Origin of the sequence: Enterococcus sp. C53, assembly GCF_040887425.1 — a bacterium.
Taxonomy (GTDB): domain Bacteria; phylum Bacillota; class Bacilli; order Lactobacillales; family Enterococcaceae; genus Enterococcus_B; species Enterococcus_B hirae.
This window is the reverse complement of sequence record NZ_JBFOFT010000008.1, coordinates 15,566-41,401: the sequence shown is the minus strand read 5'-3', so window position 1 is coordinate 41,401 and position 25,836 is coordinate 15,566. Positions and strand designations below refer to the sequence as shown.

The following is a 25,836-nucleotide window of genomic DNA, read 5'->3' as shown; positions in this document are numbered from 1 at the left end:
GGCTCTTTTTTTATAAGTATAAAATAATGGAACATCCAAGCATCAGCTTAAAGGAGTATAGTTGAGTTCCGCAGCTTCTCCTACAAGCTCCCAGCGTTTTTCTTCTGCATGATAAACTAAAGTGCCAATTGCTTCTTCATCAAGGTATCTTGTTCCTTTTAGCTTCCAAATATAATCTTCAATGACATAGATCGGGATATGATAATCGTTATCGATCAATCCACCTTGTTCAAAAGAAAAAATGATTCCTTCTTGCATCAAATTACGCATATTCTTCAGTAATTCCACACTAATTTTTTCGACCGGAATATCTCGTTTGAAAAACGATTTTTTCTCATTGATTTTTTTTGACAAGATGATACTTAGTTTATTGGCAAAGATCCGATAAAATTCATCTAAATAGCGATAATAGATTCGTTCTAATTGATCGTTAAGATCGAAGTAGACGAAATTATTTTGTAATTTATAAAAAAATGGTGAGTGAAGATGGGTCTTCATGTGTCCAAAATATAACAATTCTGAAATTTCTAATGGCGTTAATTCTTTCAGCATCGTTAAGTCGTTAAAATCGATCCATTTTAAATCACTCGAATGATTACGATTACGTGCAGAAGAGAAAAAGCGTTGGATATTTTCTGTTCCACGAATCACTTTCAACCCAGTATGGGATTCGTATTCACCAGCATTTTCTGAAGGATCTAATAACAATAAATTTTGTGGGAAATGCACGATGTTGTTTGAAAAATCACTAATAGTCAGCCCCTTAGTCACAACCGCATTGCTAGTAGTATCAATATGTACATAAACTGACTCAGACATCATGCTCCTCCTCTCACTCATTATCACTTTCATTTTACAACATTTATTAAAAAAAAGCTTGTTTCTTTTATTTTAAAATTCCATTACAAAATCACTTTTTTTGTGATAAACATGGACATTTTCATTGTTTTTGTATAAATGGATGGAATGGATTTTGTTATAGCTTTTACAAGAACAATGTATTCATTTTAGTATTTCTCAAAAAAATAGTATACTTTAAAAGAATATATTTGTCTTGTTATAATAAAAAAGGAGAAGATTATGCTGATTCAACAAGTGTACGGTTCAGAAAAAACAGTTCTCTACTCTACACTTCAACGAGCCAAACAATTGCTACCCTTTTATGCTACCCATCAGGAAAGCCGTGATGCCTTTTGGTTGGCAACAAAGAAAAGGCAAGCTTGGCGGATGATCGGTAACAAACATACCCTTTATTTTATTGCCGAACGAACCAGTGAACAATGGCTGATTAAAAATGTGCTAGTGGTTGGTGACATGCCTGGTTGGACGCTTTTTTTTAAAGAGATAGAGTGGTGTTCCCGTTTTTATTTCAAAAAATATTGTTCTTTTCAATGGATTGAACCACTGTCGACATATTGGCAGACACTCCTATCTCATCATGGTTATACGCAAGACAATCAGTTGGCTCAGACAATCTGGCAAAAAAAACTGACCTATCATATTGGTTTAGTATTAGGTGGCGGTGGCGCTCATGGTGCCTATCAAATCGGTGTTTGGCAAACGTTAAAAGAACATCAGATTCATTTTGAAGTAATTACGGGAACTTCAGTTGGTGCGTTAAACGGTGTATTGATCTTGCAAGATGATTTATCGCAAGCTCTTTCTTTATGGCAATCCCTCGCAACGAATCAAGTATTACAGCTACCAGAAACTGCATTATCAGAAGATCTACGGAAAAGGTTTATCCAAGAAACACGGCAAATGACGAGAGCAGCAATTATCAAGGGGGGAGCCTCAATCACCCCTTTGGAAAAGTTACTCAAAAGTAAATTAGATGCTGAGAAGATTTTAAAAATGAAAAGTCCTCGTTTATTTACCGTTTCGACTCGACTTCCTGATTTTAAAGAAGTGGTGACACCGATCCAGCAATTGGCAAGCAATGAAATTGCTGATTGGATCCTAGCTTCGGCCTCGTTTTATCCCGCTATGAGTTATCGAAACATTGCTGGACAAAAATATATTGATGGTGGTTATCGAAATAATTTGCCTGTGGATGTAGCAATTAAAGAAGGGGCAACGGAGTGCTTAATAGTAGATGTGGATGGTCCCGGAGTGACTAAGAAGATTATGATACCAGAAGAGACTGTTCCATGGCTCTGCCGCTCTAATTGGTCATTGGGAACCTTCTTGATTTTTGATCGGCAGAGAAACCAATTCAATCTCCAATTAGGCTATCTGGAAATGAAAAAAAAGTTAGGTGATTTTGAGGGGAATTGGTATACGTTCTATTCAACGAAACTTGCAGAACAATATTGGCGTAAATTTTTAAGCTATCTAGTGAATGATCTTCAGCTAGAAACAACTTTTGTTCAACAACCAAAATTTTGGCAAACTTTGCGTAATATATATAAAGACAGGGTAGTAATTGAAACATGCGGGGTGGCGATGCTTGAACTATTAGCCAAAAAAAAGCTCGTTTTACCGAATAAAGTTTATGATGTAGATGAATTGATCGAACAGATCATTCAAAAAGAATCAAGTTCATTTTTCAATCAAATGATTCGAGAGGTCGGACAATTAAATAGTAATGAGTGGCGCAGAGTCCAAAAATACCAAAAAAAGCAAAAGACTGAACAGGAACAAATCAATGAAATTGCTCATTTAGTTAAACAAAAAAAGAACGAGCAACTTCAATCTAAGCTTCATACGCAGTTATTTGACACCCTATTGAATTTATATTTACTTTATCTAAAGGAGGAACAACCATGGCACAAGAATTTTCCTACGAAATCATAGAAGAGATCGCTGTTTTATCCGAAAATAATAAAGGATGGCGAAAAGAGCTGAACCTAGTCAGCTGGAATGGCCGCCCACCTAAATTCGATCTTCGTGACTGGGCGCCCGAACATGAGAAAATGGGTAAAGGGCTTACTCTAACCAATGAAGAATTTGAGGCATTACAAAAAGCTATCGAAAATATGTAACAGAAAGGACCCTGTTGAATGAAAAGTATGACTGGTTTTGGTAAAGCCACCCGTGAAACCGCAGAGTATCAATTAGAAGTTGAGATCAAAAGTGTCAATCAACGCTTTTTAGATATGCAAATACGTAGTCCTAAATTGTTAAATTATCTCGAAAATGATATTCGCCAATTGATGAAACAACATTTAAGTCGAGGTCGAGTCGAAGTTTTTATCAATCTGACGTATTTGGGACAAAATCAAAAACAAGTTTTTGTTGATTGGAATTTGATTGACGAGCTGATGACGAACTTAACTGAAGGAATAACCCAACGTTATGGAGAGAAACAGCAATTACAGATTGGACGTCTATTAGAAACTTTGACAACGAATGAATCTTTTGTCGTGATTGAAGAAAAAAATGAAAACAATATGGATGAACTGACAGCCTTGGTTTTAGAAACGGTCCATGAAGCACTAGCTGAAATTGAAAAAAGTCGCCAAAAAGAAGGGACAGCCTTAGAGGCGATCATTCAGAAAAACAGTGATGAACTGAAACAAGTATTAAATGACTTACAACAATTTGTTGAGTTATACGAACAAGAGTATCAGGAAAAATATCAAAAGAAACTAGAAGATTACTTGGGAGCAACGGTCGATCAACAAAGATTGCTGACTGAACTCGCTATTTTATTAGAGCGAGGAGATATTCATGAAGAATTGGATCGCTTAGTGATCCATATCGGCAAATTGGATGAATTACTTCAAGTAAAACAGCCAGTTGGCAGAGAACTTGACTTTTTGATCCAAGAAATGAATCGAGAAATCAATACGATTGGTTCAAAATCAAGTGCGATTGAAATCAAAAACCAAGTGATCCAGTTAAAAACGATTTTAGAAAAAATCCGAGAACAGATCCAAAATATTGAATAGCAAGGAGACGAAAAAAATGAACTATTATGATATCACGTTTCATGAATTAAGTGGGAAAACGGTCATCAAAAGAAATGTTCCTTCTGAAAAAGCAGGATTTGAAGCTTGGCAAGATGCCTGTGCGCAAGTGACGGAGAAAGAAATCCAATTGTTAGTTAACGATGGGACTTATGTGACGATGAATCGTCAATTTATTGTGAGAATCGATGCAGAAGAAGTGAAAGACCCAACTGAAAAAGCACTCTCTCGAAAAGATGAGATCATGGGTGTTGTCAATACCTTGTCAAACATGGGTTTTTAAAAACGACGGTAATCGGCATGTTAGTGAGAAGAGCTGCAACCATATGTTGCGCTTCTCACTATTTTTTTGAAAAAGAATGCTGCTCAGTTAGAACCTGTAAGGTGAGAGGGACCTTTTTTTGAACTTTTGAATGAAGGATGAACTTGATAGTTAATCACTATCATCAAAAGCCCGAGTGAAAAGCAAAGGTTTTGCCAGTCAAAGGCGCTTTTTTTTGCTATAATCAAAGATGCCCTTGAAAGTTGTCGAAAAAAAGTGCAAAATAAACGTTAGTATAAAAAGACTAGTTGAAAGGACGTCGTCATGTCAGAGCGTGGATTATTAATCGTGTTGTCTGGACCATCAGGTGTAGGAAAAGGCACAGTGCGAAAAGCAATTTTTGAGAGTGAGGATAATGATTTCCAATATTCGATTTCAATGACTACTCGTAAGATGCGTGAAGGAGAAGTCGAAGGAGTCGATTACTACTTTAGAAGCAAAGAAGAATTCGAAGCAATGATCGAAGCCGGAGAAATGCTGGAATATGCTGAATATGTAGGGAATTATTATGGAACACCTTTGTCTTATGTCAATAAAACATTGGACGAAGGAAAAGATGTATTTTTAGAAATCGAAGTCCAAGGTGCTCAACAAGTCAAAGAAAAAGTACCAGATGGCGTATTTATCTTCCTAACTCCTCCCGATTTAGCCGAATTAAAATCAAGAATCGTTGGCCGTGGGACAGATGCAGATGAAGTAATCGAAGAACGAATGAAAGTTGCCAAAGAAGAAATTGAAATGATGGCACTATATGATTATGCCGTAGTCAATGACCAGGTACCCCTGGCGGTAGAACGAATCAAAAATATCATTGCCAGTGAACACTTTCGTGTCGACCGTGTGATCGGCAAATATATCAAAATGTTAAAGGAGATGTAGTCTTATGATGTTAAAACCTTCAATCGACTCATTGTTAGATCGCGTAAATTCAAAATATTCTCTAGTTATCTTAGCAAGCAAACGTGCACACGAGCTAGATGCAAAAGCACAACCTACGATGGATTCATTTGAATCAGTAAAAAGTGTTGGACAGGCATTAGAAGAAATCGAAGCAGGAAATGTGATCAATGATCCTCATCCTGAATTAAAACGGGAACGCTTGAGAATGGAAGATGAAGAGCGTAAAGCCAAAAAAGATCGTGAACAACAAGAGTTAGAGTCACGTATCCGTGAAGAGCAAAACCAATAAAAAGTGCTAGATTCTTTGGATAAGCCGAAATTTCCGAAATTTGTATTCTCAAATTTTTGTGGAATTTCGGCTTCTTTTTAGGATCACGTTTTAGCATATAAGAATGACTTTTCTGCGGAATGCTGCTGCGCCGTTAATTTTTTGTAAGGATTCATCAGAAAATAAGACAAACCAAGCAATCTCTAGTAAAATAGGCAAGAACGATTTTGTCTATTTGATAGAGTAACTAAAGGAGGAAGGAAACCATGCCAATCACAGCTGATGTTATCGTCGATGTACCCACTATGCAAACCGATCAGCCTTTCACCTATCTGGTTCCTTCTGAAGTAGAAACGGCGATTCAAGTCGGGATGCGAGTAGAAGTTCCTTTTGGTAACGGCAACCGTCATGTTCAAGGGTTCGTTGTAGGTTTGCGAGTACAAGATAGCATCGAACAAAAAAATTTAAAAGCGATTGTCCAAGTATTAGATTTAGCACCTGTGGTTAATCAAGAACTACTTCAATTGGCTGATTATATGAAGACGATCACTTATGCGTTTAAGATCACTTGCTTACAAACGATGCTTCCTGCTGTCATGAAAGCATCCTATGACAAACAAATCTATCCTGTAAGTGAAGCGGCGGACGTCCAGGCATTCTTTAAAGGACGAACAGAAATCTCCTGGAAAGAAGCGCAAGAAGAGGGCATTTTATCCCAATTGATCCGTTGGCGTCAGGACAAGTTAGTAGATATCAGATATGAAGTACACACTAAGAACAAAGTCAAAACGATTCGTTTGATCCGCTCAAATTTGAATAGTGTCCAGCTTGAGGAAGAGTGGGGAAAGTTAAGAGCGAATGCGAAGAAACAAAAAGAACTTCTGCTTTGCTTATCTGAGCAAAAAAAGGCTGAACCAATTAGTTATTACAAAGAAAAAGGTATCAGCACGGCAACTTTGAATCAAGGAAAAGACAAAGGCTGGTTAACTTTTGAAGAAGTAGAAAGTTATCGTGATCCTTATAAAAATCGCACGTTTGAACAAACACAAGCATTCCAGCTAAATAAAGAACAACAACATGCAGTAGAACGTATCGTTGAAGCAGGGCAACAAGAGAAGAGTCACACTTTTTTATTAGAAGGAATTACTGGAAGTGGAAAAACAGAAGTTTATCTACAGGCCATTGCTGAGGTATTAGCTCAAAATAAAACAGCGATTATGCTTGTTCCTGAAATTGCTTTGACACCACAAATGGTAGAGCGTTTTAAAGGGCGTTTTGGAGAGGCGGTAGCTGTCTTACATAGCGGGCTATCTCAGGGAGAAAAATACGATGAGTGGCGTAAAATCGAAAGAAATGAAGCCCAGGTTGTTGTTGGCGCCCGCTCGGCAATTTTTGCCCCTTTAGAAAATATCGGATTGATCATCATTGATGAAGAACATGAATCAAGCTATAAACAAGATGAAACGCCACGTTATCATGCCAGAGATCTAGCGATTTGGCGTGGAAATTATCATCATTGTCCAGTAGTACTAGGAAGTGCGACACCATCTCTTGAATCACGTGCTCGAGCACAAAAAGGGCTGTATGAATTACTCCATTTGGGTCAAAGAGCCAACTTGTCTGCTCAACTTCCAACAATTGAAGTTGTTGACATGCGACAAGAATTGCAACAACATAATACGTCCACATTTTCCAAACAGTTACAAGCAAAAATCCAAGACCGTTTGGCGAAAAAAGAACAGATTGTGCTGTTACTAAATCGGCGAGGATATTCTTCCTTTGTGATGTGTCGGGATTGTGGTTTTGTTTTACCTTGTCCCAATTGTGATATTTCTCTGACCCTTCATATGGACACCCACTCCATGCGTTGCCATTACTGTGGACATGAAGAACCAATCCCACACCGTTGTCCTAACTGTGGAGGGAATAAAATTCGTTACTATGGAACAGGGACCCAAAAAGTCGAAGAAGAATTAAAGACCCTTTTCCCAGAAGCTGGTGTTTTACGTATGGATGTTGATACGACCAGAAAGAAAGGTGCGCATGAACGTATCTTGCAACAATTCGGTCAAAAAAAGGCGAATATCTTACTGGGGACGCAAATGATTGCCAAAGGGTTGGATTTTCCTGATGTGACGTTGGTCGGCGTTTTGAATGCTGATACTTCCCTTAACTTGCCTGATTTTCGTTCAAGCGAGCATACGTTCCAATTGCTTACGCAAGTTTCGGGAAGGGCAGGCCGAGCCGAAAAAGCAGGCGAAGTGATTATCCAAACCTTTAATCCGCAACATTATGCAATTGAATTAGCAAAAGAACAAAATTATGAGCGATTCTATCAACAAGAAATGGCCGTCCGACATCGTAGTGGATACCCACCTTATTATTTTACTGTCAAAATCACGACCAGCCATGAGGAAGAACAAGTTGCTGCTAAGAAGATTTTTGAGGTTGCGAATCAGTTACGTCAAGTGTTAGGAAATCAAAGCTTGTTATTAGGACCGACCCCTAGTACAGTGAATCGGGTAAAAAATCGGTACTATTACCAGTTGATCATTAAATATAAACATGAGCCTAATTTAGCGAATATCTTAAAAAATATTTTAGACCAGGGCCAAAAAGAACAACGACAAGGATTATTTGTCGCGATTGATAATGAACCATTACACTTTATTTAAGAAGGGAATTTACATGCGCTATCCTATATTGATCCACCCCAATGATAAATTGAAACGTGTCGCACAACCAATCGATGTGATCACAGATGAAACAATTACTTTACTAGATAACCTATATGAAACGATGGTTGCTAACGACGGTATTGGCATTGCCGCTCCACAAGTTGGTCAAAACAAGCGAGTTGCAATCGTAGAAGTAGATGAAGGTGAAAAGTTTGAATTAATCAATCCAGAAATTATTGATGCAAAGGGAGAAAGCATTGATGTAGAAGGTTGCTTAAGCATCCCTCATGTTTATGGGACCGTCAAACGGTTTGACGAAGTAACGGTTCGCTATTATGATCGTGAAGGCGAAGAAATCGAAGTAGTAGCCTTTGGTTACTTAGCTCGTGCCTTTCAGCATGAGATCGACCATTTAGACGGTATATTATTCGTTGAAAAAATGATTGAGCAAATTCCAGAAGCCGAATTAGAAGAGTATATGGAGGAACATCTTGATGACTAAATTAGTATTTATGGGAACGCCAGCTTTTTCAGTACCGATCCTTGAAGGCTTATTAGAAGAAGGGTATGAAGTAGTCGCAGTCGTGACACAACCTGATCGCCCTGTGGGACGTAAAAAAATCATCACCCCTACCCCAGTAAAAGAAGCAGCCGTGAAACACGGTTTATTGGTTTTACAACCTGAAAAAATCTCTGGTTCAGAAGAAATGGAAAAAATCATTGCCCTACAACCAGATGTGATTATCACAGCTGCATTTGGTCAATTTTTACCAGAAAAATTATTACAGGCACCTGTTCACGGAGCTATAAATGTACATGCATCTTTATTGCCAAAATATCGAGGAGGGGCGCCAGTTCATTACTCGATTATCAACGGGGAAAAAGAAACCGGTGTAACGATCATGGAAATGATCAAAAAGATGGATGCAGGGGGCATTTATGCTCAAGAAAGTTTACCAATCACTAAACAAGACGATGTGGGAACCATGTTTGAAAAGTTAAGTGCATTAGGGAAACAACTATTACTTAAAACATTACCTGATATTTTGAATGGAAATTTGAGTCCACGTCCACAAGATGAATCAAAGGTAACTTTTTCGCCGAATATCACACGGGAGCAAGAAGCAATTGATTGGAACAAGACAGCAGAAGAGATCGACAACCAAGTCCGTGGGATGCGACCATGGCCGATTGCATTTACGACATACGAACAAACCCGTTGGAAACTTTTAAATGTAGAAGCGTTAGCTGAGAAAACTACGGCGGAGCCAGGGACCATCATCAAAAAAGATAAGAAAAATCTGTGGATTGCTTGTGGTAAACAAACGGTGTTGGCAATCAAAGAATTACAGCCAGCAGGTAAAGGAAAACAAGCGATCAATGAGTTTTTGAATGGTAGTGGACAACAGGTAATGATTGGGCAGCAGGTGAAATAATGGCAAAAATACCAAAAAAAATGAAAAAATCTGTTCGTTATATGGCACTGATCACCCTTGAAAGAGTAAACAAGGGCGGTGCTTATTCTAATTTATTATTGAACGAAATGATCAATCAAGGGGATTTAAATCAAAAAGATGTTGGCTTGTTTACTGAATTGGTCTATGGAACGATCAGTCGTCAACTTTTACTGGAATTTTATGTCGCTCCATTGATAGCAAAAGCAAAAAAAGTGGATGATTGGGTTAAAACATTACTTTATTTGTCAGTTTATCAGTTGGAATTTCTAGATAAAGTTCCAGCTCATGCGATTTTAAATGAAGCGGTCGAAATTGCTAAGATCAAGGGAAATCCTGGTACTGGGAAATTTGTAAATGGTGTTTTAAGAAATTATCAACGACAAGGTAAACCAGATGTTGAACAAATCGGTGATCCGATTGAACGCTTATCCGTAAAAATCAGTTTACCTATCTGGTTAACCAAGCGATTGACTGATCAAATCGGTTATGAAGAAACGGAAAAATTAGGACTTTCCCTCTACCAGCCAAGTCACGTCAGTGGTCGAGTAGATATCAGAAAATATCCTAGAGAACAAGCAATCGAGACACTCCAAGCAGAAGAAATTTCAGCGACAGCAAGTAAACTTAGTCCTTATGGGGTAATTGCTGAAAAAGGACATTTAGCATCTAGTTCCTTATTCCATGACGGGGTCATGACGATCCAAGATGAAAGTTCGATGCTGGTCGCACCCGCTATGCAAATCGAGCCAGAACATCATGTTTTAGATGCTTGTGCGGCACCAGGAGGAAAAACAACGCATATTGCCACGTTTTTAGATCCAACATGTGGTGGCGAAGTTACAGCACTGGATGTTCATGAACATAAAGTAAAACTCATCGAAGAAAATGCGGAACGCTTAGGTGTTTTTACAACTGTTTATGCACAAAAAATGGATGCACGTGAAGTGAAAGAGGAATTTTCAGCTGAAACATTTGATCGTATCTTAGTTGATGCCCCTTGCTCAGGATTAGGACTATTGAGAAGAAAACCAGATATTCGTTATAAAAAAAATGCCAGCGAGTTAGCTAATTTACCAGTGATCCAATTGGCGATTTTGGAAAGTTGTGCATCTGTGTTAAAATCTTCTGGAATATTAACTTATAGTACTTGTACGATTCTTAAAGAGGAAAACCAAGAAGTCATTGAAACATTTTTACAGCGACATACTGATTTTGAAAGGATTGATGTTTTAGTTGATCCTGTGCTACAATCATCAATCGAAGATAAAATGTTGACTTTATACCCACATCAGTTCTATACAGATGGGTTTTTCATTTGTTGTTTGCGTAAAAAGTAATGAGGTGAAAGAATGCAGATTGAATATCAATCAGATGTAGGAAGACGACGTAATACAAATCAAGACTATGCGAGTGTTTTTACGAATCAAGCTGGAATTAAATTAGCAGTATTGGCAGATGGAATGGGCGGTCATCGTGCAGGTGATATCGCGAGCCAGATGGCAGTGACAAACTTAGGAACTGCTTGGGAAAATCTAAGTTTAAGTGATGACGAAAAAGTAGCGCAATGGTTCATCAAAACGATCCAAGAAGAAAATACTCGTATTTATCAACGTGGCCAAGAGCAACCAGAATACAATGGGATGGGAACGACGATCGTAGCAGCAGCTTTATCAGAAGATCAGTTTACTATTGCTCATGTGGGGGATAGCCGTGCCTACTTGATCCGTGAAGATAAAATCATTCAACTGACAGAAGATCATTCTTTAGTGAATGAACTAGTAAAATCTGGAGAAATCAGTGAAGAAATGGCAGCGAACCACCCACGAAAAAATATTTTAACTCGTTCTGTAGGAATGCCAGGAACTGTAGAAGTCGATGTATCGACTTATATTTGGCAATTAAAAGATCGTTTGTTGTTGTGTTCGGATGGGTTAACGAACATGTTATCTGAAGAAACGATTGGAACGATTATCAATCAAGAAGGGGCTTTGTTCGACAAGGTAACAGAATTAATCGAACGTGCAAATGAAGCAGGCGGAGCAGATAATATTACCGTTCTTCTGATCGAATACAAGGAGGACGTAGCATGATTGAGTTAGGCAAAAAGTTGAATGGTCGTTATCAAATCACTGGAAATATTGGTAGTGGGGGCATGGCAAATGTTTTTCTAGCCCATGACCTTATTTTAGATCGTGATGTCGCAGTCAAAGTGTTACGATTCGATTTCCAAAATGATCAAACGGCAATTAGACGATTCCAACGAGAAGCACTAGCTGCGACTGAACTAGTTCATCCTAATATTGTTAGTGTGTATGATGTTGGAGAAGAAGACAACATGCAGTATCTCGTGATGGAATATGTAAAAGGAATGGACCTGAAACGCTATATTCAAACCCATTATCCTGTTCCTTATGATACAGCAGTCAATATTATGCAACAAATTTTATCAGCTATTTCTTTAGCACATACGCACCAAATCATTCATCGTGATTTGAAACCACAAAATGTCTTGATCGATAATGAGGGCGTGGTCAAAATCACTGATTTTGGTATAGCAATCGCATTATCTGAAACATCGATCACACAAACGAATACGATGTTAGGCTCTGTCCATTACTTATCTCCTGAACAAGCTAGAGGAAGTATGGCTACGAAACAATCAGATATCTATGCCTTAGGGATCATTCTTTACGAATTATTAACTGGCAGTGTTCCTTTTGATGGTGAGTCTGCAGTGACGATTGCCTTGAAGCATTTCCAAGATGAGTTACCTTCAATCAAGGATCTAGACCCAACAACGCCGCAAGCTTTAGAAAATGTGGTATTGAAAGCTACTGCAAAAGAACCGGCAGATCGATATAAAACAGCAGAAGAAATGTCAGAAGACTTAGCAACAGCGCTGTCTCCTGCTCGGGCAAATGAAGCCAAATGGGTGCCACAAGCAATGACCAAAGAAACTCAAGTGATCACACCATTAGAAGAAGATACACCAATGCCAGAGTCATTTAAATCCATGCCATTACCTAAAGAAAAATCAGAAGAAACTCCTGTGATGGCAGAAGAGACAGTTCCTGATCCAAAGAGTAAAAAGCATAAAAAATGGTGGATTATTTTATTGGTGATCTTAGCCTTATTAGGAATCGGAACAGCCGTCTTTTTTGCTTCTGGAGGTCGTGGAGAAGTCGAAATTCCTGACGTTTCGGGATTATCAGAAGCGTCTGCCAGAGATACTTTAGCAAAAGCTAAATTAGAAGCAGCAACAAAAACCGAAGAGATCCCTGATGAACAAATCGAAGAAGGAGACGTTGTCAAAACGGACCCAGCAGCGGGAACTACAGTGAAACAAAACCGTGAAGTTACCCTTTACGTCAGCACAGGTAAGAAAAAAATCAAGTTAGATGATTATACTGGGATGAATTTTGACGAAGTAAGTAGCCGATTGAAGAAGCTTGGTTTTCCAGCTGATAGTATCGAGAAAAAAGACGAGTTCAGTGATGAAGTAGAAAATGGACGAATCATTTCCCAGTCGGATGAAGAAGGAACGGAAGTCGATCCAACGACAGATAAGATCACATTTGTTGTGAGCCAAGGCGCGCAACCAACGATGGGGGATTATACTGGTCAAAATTATGACACCGTTCGTGGGATATTGAGCTCAAATGGTTATAAAAGGATCAGTGAGACGTATGATTACAGCGATACGGTTCCAGCTGGTTCAATCATTAGCCAATTACCTAGTTACGGTGAACCATTGACTGAAAATAGCTATATCAGTTTTGTCGTTAGTCAAGGACCAAATGCGAAAACATTAAATGATATTTCAGGCTATACGAAAAGTGATGCACAAAGTTATTTATCAAGTATTGGCGCAGAATACATCGGACATGAGTCTTATGAATATTCTGATACCGTAGAAAAAGATAAAGTGATCCGAACAGCTCCTGGCGTGGGGGCATCGATTACTCCAGGAACGATCGTCAATGTCATTTATTCAAAAGGACCAGAACCAACCAAAGAATCAAAAGAATCATCAAGTTCAACCAAAGAATCGTCAAGCAGCAAAGAAAGTTCAAGTACTACTACGTCTAAAGAAGAAAGCACGTCGTCTTCATCCAAATAGTAATAACAATAAAAAATAGCAGAGCGTTTCTAAACATGCTCTGCTATTTTTTATTGAGTTTCGCTAAGTTTCTTGTCAGGAACGCCACATGATTTTTCTTTCCTGTGGTAAAATAAGGAAAACTGGAGGTGGCATACATCAAAGGACAAATCAGAAAAGCAATTAGTGGGTTTTATTATGTACACGCAGACGGTGAGACCTATCAAACGAGAGGACGAGGAAACTTTCGTAATCGAAAAATCACTCCGTTAGTGGGTGACCAAGTACTATTTGAAAGCGAAAACAAGACGGACGGTTATTTGTTAGAAGTGATGCCTCGTAAAAATCAACTGGTGCGTCCACCGGTAGCAAATGTCGATTTAGGTGTCGTAGTTACAAGCTTGGTAGAACCAAATTTTTCTTATAATTTATTGGATCGCTTTCTAGTGACTTTAGAATATGAATCCATTGAACCTGTCATATTTTTGACAAAAACAGATCTTGCTTCAAACGAACAGCAAATCGATGAGATCAAGCAAACGTATGAAACGATCGGTTATCCAGTGATTGTTCCGAAATATCCTGGAGATACTGCAGAATTAATTCGTTACTTCCCAGAACGATTGACCGTTTTTATGGGCCAATCTGGTGCTGGAAAATCTACACTCTTAAACCAAATTTCGCCAGATCTAAACTTAGAAACGGAGGAAATCTCTGATTCTTTAGGACGTGGGAGACATACAACGAGACATGTGGAATTACTCCCATTGTATGATGGTTTAGTTGCAGATACACCAGGATTCAGCTCGATCGATTTTTTGACGATCGAAACGACTGAATTACCAAAACAATTTCCTGAATTTGTCAGTGCATCGAACCATTGCCGTTTTAGAGAATGCATGCATGCTAAAGAGCCTGGGTGCGAGGTGAAACGCCAGGTCGAAACAGGTGAGATTGCCCAAACACGTTATGAGAACTATTTGCAATTTTTACAGGAAGTCGAAAATCGAAAACCAATCTATTCTAAAAAAGAAGGTAAACGAAAATAGGAGGAAGCATTAATGAAAATAGCACCATCTATCTTAAGCGCAGATTTTTCTAATTTACAAAGAGACATCGAACTAGTAGAAAAAGGAGGGGCAGATTACATCCATGTAGATGTAATGGATGGACAATTTGTTCCAAATATTACATTTGGTCCCAATATCGTACAAGCTATTCGACCAATTACTAAGTTACCACTAGACGTGCATTTGATGATTGTTGACCCGGAAAAATATATTCCGGCGTTTGCGAAGGCTGGAGCAGATATCATCACGGTGCATGTGGAAGCCACTCCACACATTCATCGAGCATTGCAAATGATGAAAGATCTAGGCGTGAAATCAGGAGTCGTGATTAATCCAGGCACACCTATAACGATGATCAAACATGTTTTACCGATAGCAGATCAGGTCTTAGTGATGACTGTTAACCCAGGATTTGGTGGACAAAGTTTCATTGAAGAAACGGTAGAGAAAATTGCTGAATTATCAGAATTACGCGAGCAAAATAATTGGCATTATTCCATTGAAGTAGATGGCGGTATCGTTCCTGAAACCGCACAAATTTGTCAAAAAGCTGGAGCAGATGTTTTCGTTGCCGGTTCTTATATCTATAACTCAGAAGATCCAGTGGGTCAAATCAACCAGTTAAAAGAGGCATTGAAATAAATGCAGGTTTTATTAGTGGCAGGAGGTTCTCCTGAAAATTGGCCAGAACTACAAAACAGTTATGACTGTTATGTAGGCATTGATCGTGGTGCATGGTATCTTCTTCAAAACAATTTCCCCTTGGATTTAGCAATCGGTGACTTTGATTCGTTATCGGTAGATGAAAAAAAACAAGTTGAACAAGCAACGAATGAACTGATCCAAGCACCAGCAGAAAAAGATGATACAGATACGCAGTTGGGGTTGTGTCAAGCCATTGAACGATATCCAGAAGCAACAATCACGATCATTGGCGCAACTGGTGGTCGATTGGATCACCTGCTTGCTAACCTTTGGCTGCCGTTAGAACCAAGATTTAAACCACATGCTCAAAAGATCATTATTTGGGATCGTCAAAATCATGTCACCTACTATTTACCTGGCAAACATGTGATTACCAAAATGGATAAAATGCGTTATTTGGCCTATTGTTGTTTGACGCCTGTAACAGAGCTGTCCATCCAAAAGAGCAAGTATGAACTGGAAACAACTGATGTGAGCCAAGCAACTTCTTATGCAAGCAATGAATTTATTTCAGATACGGCTGATTTTTCCTTTTCAACTGGGATAGTCGCAGTGATTCAAAGTAAAGATTAAGTTTGCTCTAACCGAGTAAATACAACAGAAATAGTTAAAAATGACAAGTCAAATTATTTACTAAAAAAAAGCTTAAGAGAGGTGTCATACCTTTTGTTTCGCCTCAATTAGTGATAAAATTGACCATAAGAGTCTAATTAATTCGAGGTGTCTTTGTGAAGAAGTTCAATCCTAATAAAAATATTATTATTACCTTAATCATTGTTATCATTGTGGTGACAATCTTAAGTGTGACTGCCGCGCAACGAGCGAATGAAGGAAAACCTAATTTCTTCCAGTCTTTTGTCAATGACAGTGTTTCATTTGTTGACCGTGCAATCTCTGCGCCCGTAAGATGGGTCGAAAATGGAGTGGATTCAGTCCATAATCTTTTCACGACTTATTCTGAAAATGAGCGATTAAAAGAGAAAATCGATAGTTATGATGAATTAGCATTAAAAAATAAAAATGACCAAAAAGAAATCGAAGCATTAAAGAAAGAACTTAACTTAAATCAAACATTGACTAACTATGAAAAAGTAACGGCGAATGTGATTACACGCTCACCAGATACTTGGCAAGATATGTTGATCGTTGATAAAGGATCAAAAGATGGCATTGAAGTGAACATGGCGGTAATGGCACAAAAAGGATTAATTGGTCGAGTAGTTGAAGTCAATCGTACTTCTTCTAAGATCGAGCTGCTGACTTCGTCAAATGAAAGTTCGAATCATTTCCCAGTTCGGGTATCTTCTTCTAGTGGAGAAGCGTTTGGATTATTGAAAAACTATGACGAAAAACTGCAAGCGTTAGTCGTGACACAATTAACTGGAGATACGAATATCAAAGAAGGCGACGTCGTTCAAACTTCTGGCTTAGGTGGGAACTCACCAGCAGATCTGCCGATCGGAACAGTCATCAAGACCAAACCAGATAGTTATGGCTTGGATCGTGAAGTATATGTTAAGCCTTACGCTGGAATGTATGATCTGCCAGTTGTGACGATCGTGCAACGACTGGTGGAGGATTAACCTATGCTGAAAAAAGATACAATGAAATATTACTTGCCAGTTGTATTGTTCTTATTGATGTTGATTGATGGGCATTTGACTAGAATGTTTGTCGAGTGGTCAAATGGGCAATACATGGCTAGTGCCCATTTTCTCATTTTGGCTTTGCTGTTTTGCAGTATGAAATTTCCTAAAAGGTATTTATTGATTACAACGGTCGTCCTTGGAGCAATCTTTGATACCTACTATATCGGTGTAATCGGGATCTATGCGGTGGCATTACCACTGATGGTCTTTATTATGTATTCGATGAGTTCTTATATCCACTTTAATATCTTTACAGAATTTTTTAGTATGATTATTTTTGTTACGGGGTATGAGTTGTTCACTTTAGCTGTACAATTGATTTTCAAATTAGTATCTGTAAATAACACTTACTTTATTACTAGATATCTTGGGCCAACTTTATTATTAACGATGATTCTATTCGCAGTTTTCGTTTTTCCATTCAAGAAATTATTCAGTGATGAATAATTTCTTTTTTTTGTACTGATTTCTGAAATAAATGTCATATTTTGTGAATAATCATTGAAACTTACATGTTTGTCATTTTAAGATTTTATTTTGAAATGTTTTTGTAACATAACTATTATATCGTTGACATACTGCTATGGTACAATTTTTATATCGTTAAGAAAGACTTAAATATATTTAGATATTTATTAAATTAAGCCAGTCGGAGGAATGAAGAGTGAAAAAGAGTTTATTATCAGCGGTAATGCTAAGTTCAATCGCTTTAACTGCCGTAGGATCACCGATCGCTGCCGCGGCGGACGATTTTGATTCTCAGATACAACAACAAGACAAAAAAATTGCAGACTTACAAAACCAACAAGCAAGTGCACAATCGCAAATTGAAGCATTAGAAGGTCAAGTTTCTGCTATTAACACAAAAGCGCAAGATTTATTAACTAAACAAGATACATTGCGTAAAGAATCTGCTCAATTAAAACAAGAAATCAAAGATTTACAAGAACGTATTGAAAAACGTGAAGCAACAATCCAAAAACAAGCACGTGAAACACAAGTAAAAAATACTAGTTCAAACTATATTGACGCTGTGTTAAATGCAGATTCATTAGCAGATGCTGTTGGTCGTATCCAAGCAATGTCTACAATCGTTAAAGCAAACCAAGACTTAGTACAACAACAAAAAGAAGACAAACAAGCAGTAGAAGCGAAAAAAGCTGAAAATGAAGCAAAACAAAAAGAACTTGCTGACAACCAAGCTGCTTTAGAGTCACAAAAAGGCGATTTATTAGCAAAACAAGCTGACTTAAATGTCTTGAAAACTTCATTGGCTGCTGAACAAGCAACAGCAGAAGATAAGAAAGCTGACTTGAACCGTAAGAAAGCTGAAGCTGAAGCAGAGCAAGCACGTATCCGTGAACAAGCTCGCTTAGCAGAACAAGCTCGTCAACAAGCAGCTCAAGAAAAAGCTGAAAAAGAAGCACGTGAACAAGCTGCTGCACAAGCTGCACAAACACAAGCTGCACAAACACAAGCTTCATCATCAGCATCAACTACAACAGAAAGCTCATCAGCTGCACAATCTTCAAGTGAAGAATCAAAAGCTCCTGAGTCTTCAACAACAGAAGAATCAACATCTACTGAATCTTCTACAACAACAGAAAATTCATCAACTGGCTCTTCTTCTACTGAATCATCTTCAACAGAAGAATCAACAGTTCCTGAATCTTCTACACAAGAGTCAACACCTGCGAATACAGAAAGCAGTTCAAGCAGCTCTAATACAAATGTAAATAATAATACAAACAATAGCACTAATAATAGCACTAATAACAGTACAACAAATAACAACAATAACAACAATACTGTAACACCAGCTCCAACACCTACACCAACGCCTGCTCCAGCACCAGCACCAAATCCTTCTGGTAGTGTGAACGGCGCTGCGATTGTAGCAGAAGCTTACAAATATATTGGTACTCCATATGTATGGGGTGGTAAAGATCCAAGTGGCTTTGACTGTTCTGGATTTACACGCTATGTATATTTACAAGTAACTGGCCGTGACATCGGTGGTTGGACAGTACCTCAAGAATCAGCTGGAACAAAAATTTCAGTTTCTCAAGCAAAAGCTGGAGACTTATTATTCTGGGGTTCTGCTGGCGGAACTTATCACGTAGCTATTTCATTAGGTGGCGGACAATATATCCATGCACCACAACCAGGTGAAAATGTTAAAGTTGGTTCAGTTCAATGGTATACACCTGATTTTGCAGTAAGTATGTAATAATAAATAGAATGAACAGGAGGAGAAATCTTCCTGTTCATTTTTTTTTGTGGCTCTATTCTTTTTGATGTTGGTGAAATTCACCAACATCTTTTTTATGGTTTAAAAAGTATAAAAATGATACCCTATGATTCTAAGGTTTCTTTTTACCAATATCCTTTGACAACGTGTCTTTTTTAGTCTGTAATGCAATCAGTGAGTAAAGAATGAAGTTTATATGTAGCTATAAAATAGTAGGGGACATTGGTGATTTTCACAAAAAATGATCATGGATGTTTGGAATGAGAGACGAAGCAACCAAAATAAATGAGCTAGAGTGAAGAAGCTTGGTGTAAACCAATCACTATTCTCTCTAGCTCATTTGGACTTATTAGTCAAAATAGGATTTCCAATGAATGAAAAAACTGCTATTTTTACTGTTTATGAATCGATCATTTTATCTAGTAATGATTTAGCTTGATCAATTAATGTACATATTCTTCAGAAAGTGTCATGAAACTATTGATATCCTCTAAAACCATATCGATGCCAGCTTGCCAGAAATCTGGTTTCGTTAAGTCAACACCTAAATGTTTTTGAGCAAGTTCTTCGGTTGTCATTGAAGCTGTATCTCTTAATAACTCAATGTATTCTTGCTCAAAACTTGTTCCTTTTTTGTTTGCATAAGCATAAATACCTAAACTAAATAAATAGCCAAACGTGTAAGGGAAGTTATAAAAAGGAACATCATCAATAAAGAAATGCAATTTAGCTGCCCAGAAGTGTGGGTGGTAAGTAGCTAAGGCATCATGATAACCTTCTTTTTGAGCTTCAACCATCATTTGAGTGATTTCTTCTTCTGAAACAAGTCCTTCTTGTCGCGCAGAATAGAAACGATTTTCGAAAATGAAACGAGAATGGATATTCATAAACATGGCCAAAGCATTTTGTAATTTAGTATCTAATAAATTGATTTTTTCTTCTTTCGTTTTGGCTGCTTTTAAGGTAGCATCAGCGACAATCAATTCAGCAAACGTGCTAGCAGTTTCTGCAACATTCATTGCATAATCACGGTTCAATGCTGGCAGATCCCACATGACACTGCTATGAAAGGCATGACCTAATTCGTGGGCTAGCGTAGCTACTTCATTGACTGAGTTACTATAGGTCATAAAAATTCTGGATTCTTGGGTTTCTGGCAGCTCAGTACAATACCCGCCAGGTCGTTTTCCCGGACGATCCTCTGCTTCAATCCAACTTTTTTCAAATGCAGATTGTGCAAAGGTTGCCATTTTGGGACTGAATTTTTGAAAATTCTCAATGATGAAAGAGGCAGCTTCGTCAAAGGTAAACGTCTTTTCCTTTAGATCTCCTAAAATAATTGGTGCATCTTGATCTTGCCACTCCATTTTTTCTTTACCGAAAAGATTGGCTTTTCTTGTTAAGTAATCAACTAACGGTTGTTTATTTTTTTGGATAGTTGCCCACATCACATCAAGTGTTTCTTTTTTTAAACGATTGTATTCTAATGGTTTTTGTAAATAGTCGTTCATACCATGTAGTTTATAGGTTGATAAACGGAAACCATCTAAGTGATTTAATGTGTCCGATAGTAAAGACGTTTTTTCTTGCCAAGCTTTTTCCCAGGCGATAAATAACTTTTCACGTACGAGTGGATCTGGATCACCCATCATTTTATTGAAGGCTTGACCTGCTGACAAGTCAGTTACCTTGCCATTTTCTTCAAATGGAATCACGATTGTTCCCACAATTGTGTCGTAATGACTGCTCCACGCATTCAGCCCGTCTAATGAGAGTGTATTGATGATGTTTTCTTCTGCTTCGGACAATAAACGATGACCGTCTCTGCGAATCTCATTCATACGAAAAGCAATCAAAGAAAATGCATCTGTTTGGAGCAATGTTTGCCAATTATTGTCAGATATTTCTGCAAATTTTTTCGATAAAATCGTATCGGCTGATTGCCAACGTGGTAATAGTGCATATAATTTTCCTGATAAAAGCTTTGCTTGGGTATCTTTGACATTCGCAGATAACAAAGCCGTAATATAACTATTACATTGAGAAAAACCTTCTGTAATTGTTTCTTGTTGTTTGATCAGTGTCGTAAGTTCATCATTTGTACTGACTGAATGATCCCATTGATTAACGGATTGATAATAGGTATTGATTTGTTTTTCTAATTGTTCTAAGCGTTCATTTAAGGCTGGGGAATCACTTCCACCTGAAAAAATTGAATCAAGATCCCAATTTAGTGAATATGTCATGAAAAAGCTCCCTTCAATTTATAATACAATTAGTATAGCATTATTTTCTTATTTAAGTCTCTAAGAAAAGTTTGTTGTTTCGCAAAAAAAGAGCTATTATAAATGGCAGAGGTGACTTATGAATTCAATAAAAAAACAAATGAAAAATGGCAACTTTTATTTAGTTATTGCAGTACTCATCATGGCTCTCTTATTTTACAGTTCATCGCAAACTTACGGACAACAATCCCAAGTCTCCAGGATCGAAGAGTGGTTTCCCAATCATCCGTTTAAACAAGTATTTGATAATATTCGTTTTACTTATGGCGATGGGGTAGTGAGTGTGGATCATTTAGGTTATGGTAAATTCGTTGAATTTTTCTTACGAAAAGGTGCTCATTTTGGGTCTTATTTTATTTTAGGTGGTAGTTTGTTTTTAGGGGTCTTTCCTAAAATAAAAATCTGGTGGTTAACAAGTGTCTTAGCTTGGTTATCGGCGACCGGTTATGCTGGGTTAGATGAATTTCATCAGATGCTTACAGGGGATCGAACACCGTCTTTCCAAGATGTCATGCTCGATTCAATGGGGGCGTTGACAGCGATTGTCTTATGCTTGATCGTTGGTTTTGTGAGAAAAAAATTTTAGGTAGAAGTATCAATTAGTGTACATGAAAAAATGAGTTATAGAAGTAATTAAAATTGAGTATGAAGCCGAAAAATTCTAAAATAGTTTTCTATTTTAGGATTTTTCGGCTTCATTTCGTAGTATACTTGTGATTCATTTTTATAGAATAGAACTTGTGGATCAAAGCCAGCTGTTGTTTATTTATTGATAGATTGGATTGGAATTTATTTTAGGAGTGGTTGATTTTATCCTTGAATCATTATCTGTACCTCTCTTTGGGCACTAGTTTTTTATACGGTGACGCCTTTTGTGTATCGCTGTATAATCCTTTCATTATTTCTTCAAACAGAAGTTCATATGTATGTAATAATTTCTGGTGATTAGCCAACTCATTGGATGATGAGCGAAAAAACCTATTCCATAGCGAATTATTTTGATCTTGATTCGCGATCGTAGTATGAATAATATCCAGCTGCTGAAGGATTGAACAGAGGAGGCCCTTACCATTTAAAAATGATTGCATTTTTCTCTTGTCACTAGCTAGTTTTTTGACTAAAATCTTTTGTTCAAATTCGTTATTCTCTGGTTTGACGAGTAGTTTTTGCTGGTCTGCGATACTGGCGGATAATTCTAAGATCTGTTGCTCAGTGTAACCAAGAAACTGTTGATAATAAGTTTTTTTAGCTTGTAACTTATCGTCCATTTTATTCCCCCTTTGATAGTGATAGACGTAAAAAAACTGGTCTCTCTAAAGTTTAAGATAAACTTTGTTGAGAAACCAGTTTTTTTATGAATTCATTTTTTATTGAAGCTATCAGAAAATGATTACTGGTGTACCTTTTTCTACCATGCCAAACAATTCTTTCATGACACTTGGCGGCGTATTGACACATCCATGAGATCCACGAGTTTTCCAAAGATCGCCACCATATTCAGGTTGCCAGTCGGAATCATGGATACCAACACCGGTCCAGTCAACTGGCATCCAGTAGTTTACAGGACTTGCATAAGGGGTTCCATCATCATTCGTTCCTTTTAATGTGGCATTTTCCTCTTTGTTCCAAACATAGAAAACACCAGCTGGAGTAGGGGTCGTAGGTTTTCCAGACAAGATGTCAGTTTCTAGCGCAACTTTACCATCTTTGTAATACCACATATGTTGGTTTTTTAAATCAACTTCGATATAGGTATCTTCTATTAAAGGATGATCAGCTGTTGTGGCACCTTGAACAATTGGTGATCGGGTAAAGTCTTTACCTGCCAGAATGGCTGACTTCAAAGCTTCTGTTTCTGCATCAGTTTTGATTGACCAACTATAGGTACCAACAGGAACCGTTACTTCACCACGTTTTGTACTTTTAAATTTCGTGTCATTCGTACTCGTGTTATATTTTTCTCCTAAACCTGTTACATAGTTTTTAACTTGTGTTGTATCTAAATCAACTTTACCATCTGTGTAAGTTAGCCAGTTAGCAATTTCAGAACGAGGTATCTGGAAAGTATTACCGTTGATACTATAGGTTCCTTTGGTATTAGCAATGGCATTCATTTCATCGACTTGTTTTGTTAAATTTTTATCGGTCGCTGTCACTTTTGGTTTTGTTTGAAATTTAGTCAAATCAATTTTGTTTTTGCCATCCTTAACACTGGTTTTCAGCGCGTTGATAGCTGCTGTCACATCAATCGTATCGCCAGTTATTTCTGGTTTTATTTTGAAAGAGTCACCAGATTTTTCAATCGTCGCATCTTGTGTCTGTGTCCGATCTTTATTTAATTCGGTTAGCTTATTCGTCGTGGAAGCCAGCGTTTCATCTAGTTTTTGATGATCAGTATCTTGTGGATCAATTTCTTGTTTTTCACTAGCGGAAACATAGTTCATGCCCCATGACCAAGCATTTTGTTGGTTTAACAATCGAGATAAATCTGCTGAAAAGTCATCTTTATAACCAAGCTCAGATTTTGCGATCTCTTCCCAAACTTTCCCATTTTCTTCAATCGTCAGCTTTTTATTGGAAAAGGTGTCTTTTAATTTGTCATTTGCCTGTTGCACGGTCAGGTTACTTACATTGATGGAATTAATTTCCGTGTTAGGTAAAAAATGATTGGTGTAATATGTACTGCGGTAAGCGTAAAAGCCGATTAATGCGAGGAATACGCCTAGCGTAGTTAATAGACCAATGTGTAGCGATTTCGATTTTTTATGATGAGAAGATCTTGTCATGCGGGCAGCTCCTTATTTGATAGTTTAGCGTATAACGAACTAATCATAGCATATTTTGAGAAAAAAGACGAAGGGGACAAATGATTTAGCAAAAATTTAACGATCGTTAAGTAAAAAAATCAAGCAGAATGCTGACATTCTGCTTGATTAAGTGGTTAAATTTATTCTAATTATTCAGCGTCTAATTTAGAAAAAGCTTCATCTAAGATTTCTTTTAATTGTTTAGCTGAAGCAGCCATACGATCTTGTTCGCTGTCACTTAGAGGGATTTCGATAACTTTTTGGATACCTTGACGGTTGATTACTGCAGGGGCACCAATGTAGATATCGTTCAAGCCGTATTCACCATTCATAAATACAGATAGTGGAAGTACAGCATTTTCATCATCTAAGATGGCACGAGTGATACGTGCTAAGGCTACAGCGATACCATAGAAAGTAGCGCCTTTCTTTTCAATGATTGTGTAAGCAGCATCACGTACACCAAAGAATAAGTTAACCATTGCTTCTTCATCAACGTCTGGATTGTTTTTAACCCATTCATAAATTTGTAAACCAGCAACGTTAGCATGTGACCAAACAGGAAATTCTGAGTCACCGTGTTCACCTAAGATATAAGCATGGACGTTACGTGCATCAACATCAACTAATTCTGCAAGTGCTTGACGGAAGCGAGCTGAGTCAAGTGAAGTACCTGAACCGATTACGCGTTCTTTAGGGAAGCCTGAGAATTTCCAAGTTGAGTAAGTTAAAATATCTACTGGGTTAGCAGCAACTAAGAAAATACCATTGAATCCTGATTCAACAATTTGTGTTACTACATCGCGGTTGATTTTTAAGTTTTTATTTACTAAGTCTAAACGAGTTTCACCTGGTTTTTGTGGTGCACCAGCAGTGATAACTACTAAGTCAGCATCATGTGCATCTGCATAAGTAGCAGAGTAGATTTTTTTAGGTGAAGTAAATGCTAGAGCATGTGATAAATCAATAGCATCTCCTTCAGCTTTTGCTGTGTTGATATCTACGATACCTACTTCTTGTGCAATGTTTTGAGTAACTAGGGCAAAGGCATAGCTAGAACCTACGGCGCCATCTCCAACAAGAATTACTTTTTGATGATCTTTTTTTTCTGCAGCTGCAGTCATTATATATCAATCCTTCCATTGATTTTGTTTTTTCCCATGCCTATGCTAACATTTATCAAGCCCGCTGTCACGCTATTTGGCTATAAAATATAACAGATAACAAGGTTGTATTATATGTAAAAGCTTACATGTGCGTGATTTCACTATTTTTAAAAGGTTATTAATTTATTAGACTTTGAAGAAAATTTTAATTTCTTTATCATTTGTTAAACATTCTCTTTTTGTTGAAACAGGTACTTGTGTGTTATACTTAATAGTAGAAAGTAAAAAAATGAAAAAATGAGTCAAAGACTGGATTGCTTTAGGGCGC

General features: G+C 37.6%; 24 protein-coding genes. 19 read left to right on the top strand and 5 right to left on the bottom strand.

The genetic code is table 11. The annotated features are described in order from the left end of the window. Positions 1 to 42 precede the first annotated feature (42 nt). Positions 43 to 819 (bottom strand): hypothetical protein, encoded by a 777-nt coding sequence (locus AB3I42_RS10480; RefSeq protein ID WP_010720607.1) that lies wholly within the window; start codon positions 817 to 819, stop codon positions 43 to 45. A gap of 261 nt (positions 820 to 1,080) precedes the next feature. Here AB3I42_RS10480 and AB3I42_RS10475 point away from each other — a divergent pair, with 261 nt between their 5' ends. The 18 genes from AB3I42_RS10475 to AB3I42_RS10390 all read left to right on the top strand — a co-directional run bounded on the left by AB3I42_RS10475 (position 1,081) and on the right by AB3I42_RS10390 (position 19,289). Further along, positions 1,081 to 2,796 carry a patatin-like phospholipase family protein gene (locus AB3I42_RS10475; RefSeq protein WP_181914673.1) on the top strand — a complete coding sequence of 572 codons (1,716 nt, stop codon included), beginning with the start codon at positions 1,081 to 1,083 and terminating at the stop codon, positions 2,794 to 2,796. Next, a complete protein-coding gene (locus tag AB3I42_RS10470; RefSeq protein WP_010720605.1) occupies positions 2,766 to 2,984 on the top strand; it encodes a YdbC family protein in 219 nt (72 codons plus the stop codon). Before AB3I42_RS10475 ends, AB3I42_RS10470 begins: the two co-directional genes overlap by 31 nt. Positions 2,985 to 3,002: 18 nt before the next feature. Next, complete coding sequence (locus tag AB3I42_RS10465) at positions 3,003 to 3,893, top strand: YicC/YloC family endoribonuclease (protein ID WP_010737276.1); 891 nt, start codon at positions 3,003 to 3,005, stop codon at positions 3,891 to 3,893. 16 nt (positions 3,894 to 3,909) lie between these two features. After that, positions 3,910 to 4,194: a hypothetical protein gene (locus AB3I42_RS10460; RefSeq protein ID WP_010720603.1), complete on the top strand. Its 285-nt coding sequence runs from the start codon at positions 3,910 to 3,912 to the stop codon at positions 4,192 to 4,194. A gap of 303 nt (positions 4,195 to 4,497) precedes the next feature. Further along, positions 4,498 to 5,112 carry a guanylate kinase gene (gene gmk / locus AB3I42_RS10455; RefSeq protein ID WP_010720602.1) on the top strand — a complete coding sequence of 205 codons (615 nt, stop codon included), beginning with the start codon at positions 4,498 to 4,500 and terminating at the stop codon, positions 5,110 to 5,112. 4 nt (positions 5,113 to 5,116) lie between these two features. Then, the gene (rpoZ, locus tag AB3I42_RS10450; protein ID WP_010720601.1) at positions 5,117 to 5,422 is read left to right on the top strand and encodes a DNA-directed RNA polymerase subunit omega; all 306 of its coding nucleotides are present in this window, start codon (positions 5,117 to 5,119) and stop codon (positions 5,420 to 5,422) included. Positions 5,423 to 5,667: 245 nt separating this feature from the next. Then, positions 5,668 to 8,076 (top strand): primosomal protein N', encoded by a 2,409-nt coding sequence (gene priA, locus AB3I42_RS10445; RefSeq protein WP_306690515.1) that lies wholly within the window; start codon positions 5,668 to 5,670, stop codon positions 8,074 to 8,076. Between the two features lie 13 nt (positions 8,077 to 8,089). Continuing rightward, a complete protein-coding gene (gene def / locus AB3I42_RS10440) occupies positions 8,090 to 8,581 on the top strand; it encodes a peptide deformylase (RefSeq protein ID WP_010720599.1) in 492 nt (163 codons plus the stop codon). Next, positions 8,574 to 9,515 (top strand): methionyl-tRNA formyltransferase, encoded by a 942-nt coding sequence (gene fmt / locus AB3I42_RS10435; protein WP_010737278.1) that lies wholly within the window; start codon positions 8,574 to 8,576, stop codon positions 9,513 to 9,515. The genes def and fmt overlap by 8 nt, the downstream gene beginning before the upstream one ends. Beyond that, entirely contained in the window at positions 9,515 to 10,873 is a 1,359-nt protein-coding gene (rsmB, locus tag AB3I42_RS10430) for a 16S rRNA (cytosine(967)-C(5))-methyltransferase RsmB (protein ID WP_010737279.1), read from the top strand. Before fmt ends, rsmB begins: the two co-directional genes overlap by 1 nt. A 12-nt stretch (positions 10,874 to 10,885) precedes the next feature. Beyond that, positions 10,886 to 11,626, top strand: coding sequence for a Stp1/IreP family PP2C-type Ser/Thr phosphatase (locus AB3I42_RS10425; protein WP_010737280.1), 741 nt, complete (start codon positions 10,886 to 10,888; stop codon positions 11,624 to 11,626). After that, positions 11,623 to 13,656 (top strand): Stk1 family PASTA domain-containing Ser/Thr kinase, encoded by a 2,034-nt coding sequence (gene pknB / locus AB3I42_RS10420; RefSeq protein WP_010737281.1) that lies wholly within the window; start codon positions 11,623 to 11,625, stop codon positions 13,654 to 13,656. Before AB3I42_RS10425 ends, pknB begins: the two co-directional genes overlap by 4 nt. Positions 13,657 to 13,784: 128 nt before the next feature. Beyond that, complete coding sequence (gene rsgA / locus AB3I42_RS10415; protein WP_368022483.1) at positions 13,785 to 14,684, top strand: ribosome small subunit-dependent GTPase A; 900 nt, start codon at positions 13,785 to 13,787, stop codon at positions 14,682 to 14,684. Positions 14,685 to 14,696: 12 nt separating this feature from the next. Beyond that, positions 14,697 to 15,347 (top strand): ribulose-phosphate 3-epimerase, encoded by a 651-nt coding sequence (rpe, locus tag AB3I42_RS10410; RefSeq protein WP_010720593.1) that lies wholly within the window; start codon positions 14,697 to 14,699, stop codon positions 15,345 to 15,347. After that, positions 15,348 to 15,983: a thiamine diphosphokinase gene (locus AB3I42_RS10405; RefSeq protein ID WP_181914671.1), complete on the top strand. Its 636-nt coding sequence runs from the start codon at positions 15,348 to 15,350 to the stop codon at positions 15,981 to 15,983. It abuts the gene before it with no gap. A 155-nt stretch (positions 15,984 to 16,138) separates the two neighbouring features. Then, positions 16,139 to 16,993: a rod shape-determining protein MreC gene (gene mreC / locus AB3I42_RS10400; RefSeq protein ID WP_010720591.1), complete on the top strand. Its 855-nt coding sequence runs from the start codon at positions 16,139 to 16,141 to the stop codon at positions 16,991 to 16,993. Between the two features lie 3 nt (positions 16,994 to 16,996). Beyond that, the gene (gene mreD / locus AB3I42_RS10395; RefSeq protein WP_010737284.1) at positions 16,997 to 17,506 is read left to right on the top strand and encodes a rod shape-determining protein MreD; all 510 of its coding nucleotides are present in this window, start codon (positions 16,997 to 16,999) and stop codon (positions 17,504 to 17,506) included. Between the two features lie 217 nt (positions 17,507 to 17,723). Continuing rightward, positions 17,724 to 19,289: an NlpC/P60 family protein gene (locus AB3I42_RS10390; RefSeq protein WP_113803828.1), complete on the top strand. Its 1,566-nt coding sequence runs from the start codon at positions 17,724 to 17,726 to the stop codon at positions 19,287 to 19,289. Between the two features lie 464 nt (positions 19,290 to 19,753). Here AB3I42_RS10390 and AB3I42_RS10385 read toward each other — a convergent pair whose 3' ends face one another. Continuing rightward, positions 19,754 to 21,556, bottom strand: a complete 1,803-nt coding sequence (locus AB3I42_RS10385) for a M3 family oligoendopeptidase (protein WP_010737286.1) — start codon at positions 21,554 to 21,556, stop codon at positions 19,754 to 19,756. Positions 21,557 to 21,674: 118 nt separating this feature from the next. Here AB3I42_RS10385 and AB3I42_RS10380 point away from each other — a divergent pair, with 118 nt between their 5' ends. After that, positions 21,675 to 22,181 carry a VanZ family protein gene (locus AB3I42_RS10380; RefSeq protein ID WP_368022482.1) on the top strand — a complete coding sequence of 169 codons (507 nt, stop codon included), beginning with the start codon at positions 21,675 to 21,677 and terminating at the stop codon, positions 22,179 to 22,181. A gap of 238 nt (positions 22,182 to 22,419) precedes the next feature. Here AB3I42_RS10380 and AB3I42_RS10375 read toward each other — a convergent pair whose 3' ends face one another. From AB3I42_RS10375 to AB3I42_RS10365, 3 genes are all read right to left on the bottom strand, one after another. Next, the gene (locus AB3I42_RS10375) at positions 22,420 to 22,863 is read right to left on the bottom strand and encodes a hypothetical protein (RefSeq protein WP_034866910.1); all 444 of its coding nucleotides are present in this window, start codon (positions 22,861 to 22,863) and stop codon (positions 22,420 to 22,422) included. A gap of 111 nt (positions 22,864 to 22,974) precedes the next feature. Next, positions 22,975 to 24,381 (bottom strand): L,D-transpeptidase family protein, encoded by a 1,407-nt coding sequence (locus AB3I42_RS10370; protein ID WP_368022481.1) that lies wholly within the window; start codon positions 24,379 to 24,381, stop codon positions 22,975 to 22,977. Positions 24,382 to 24,551: 170 nt separating this feature from the next. Further along, positions 24,552 to 25,526 (bottom strand): L-lactate dehydrogenase, encoded by a 975-nt coding sequence (locus tag AB3I42_RS10365; RefSeq protein ID WP_368022480.1) that lies wholly within the window; start codon positions 25,524 to 25,526, stop codon positions 24,552 to 24,554. Positions 25,527 to 25,836 lie beyond the last annotated feature (310 nt).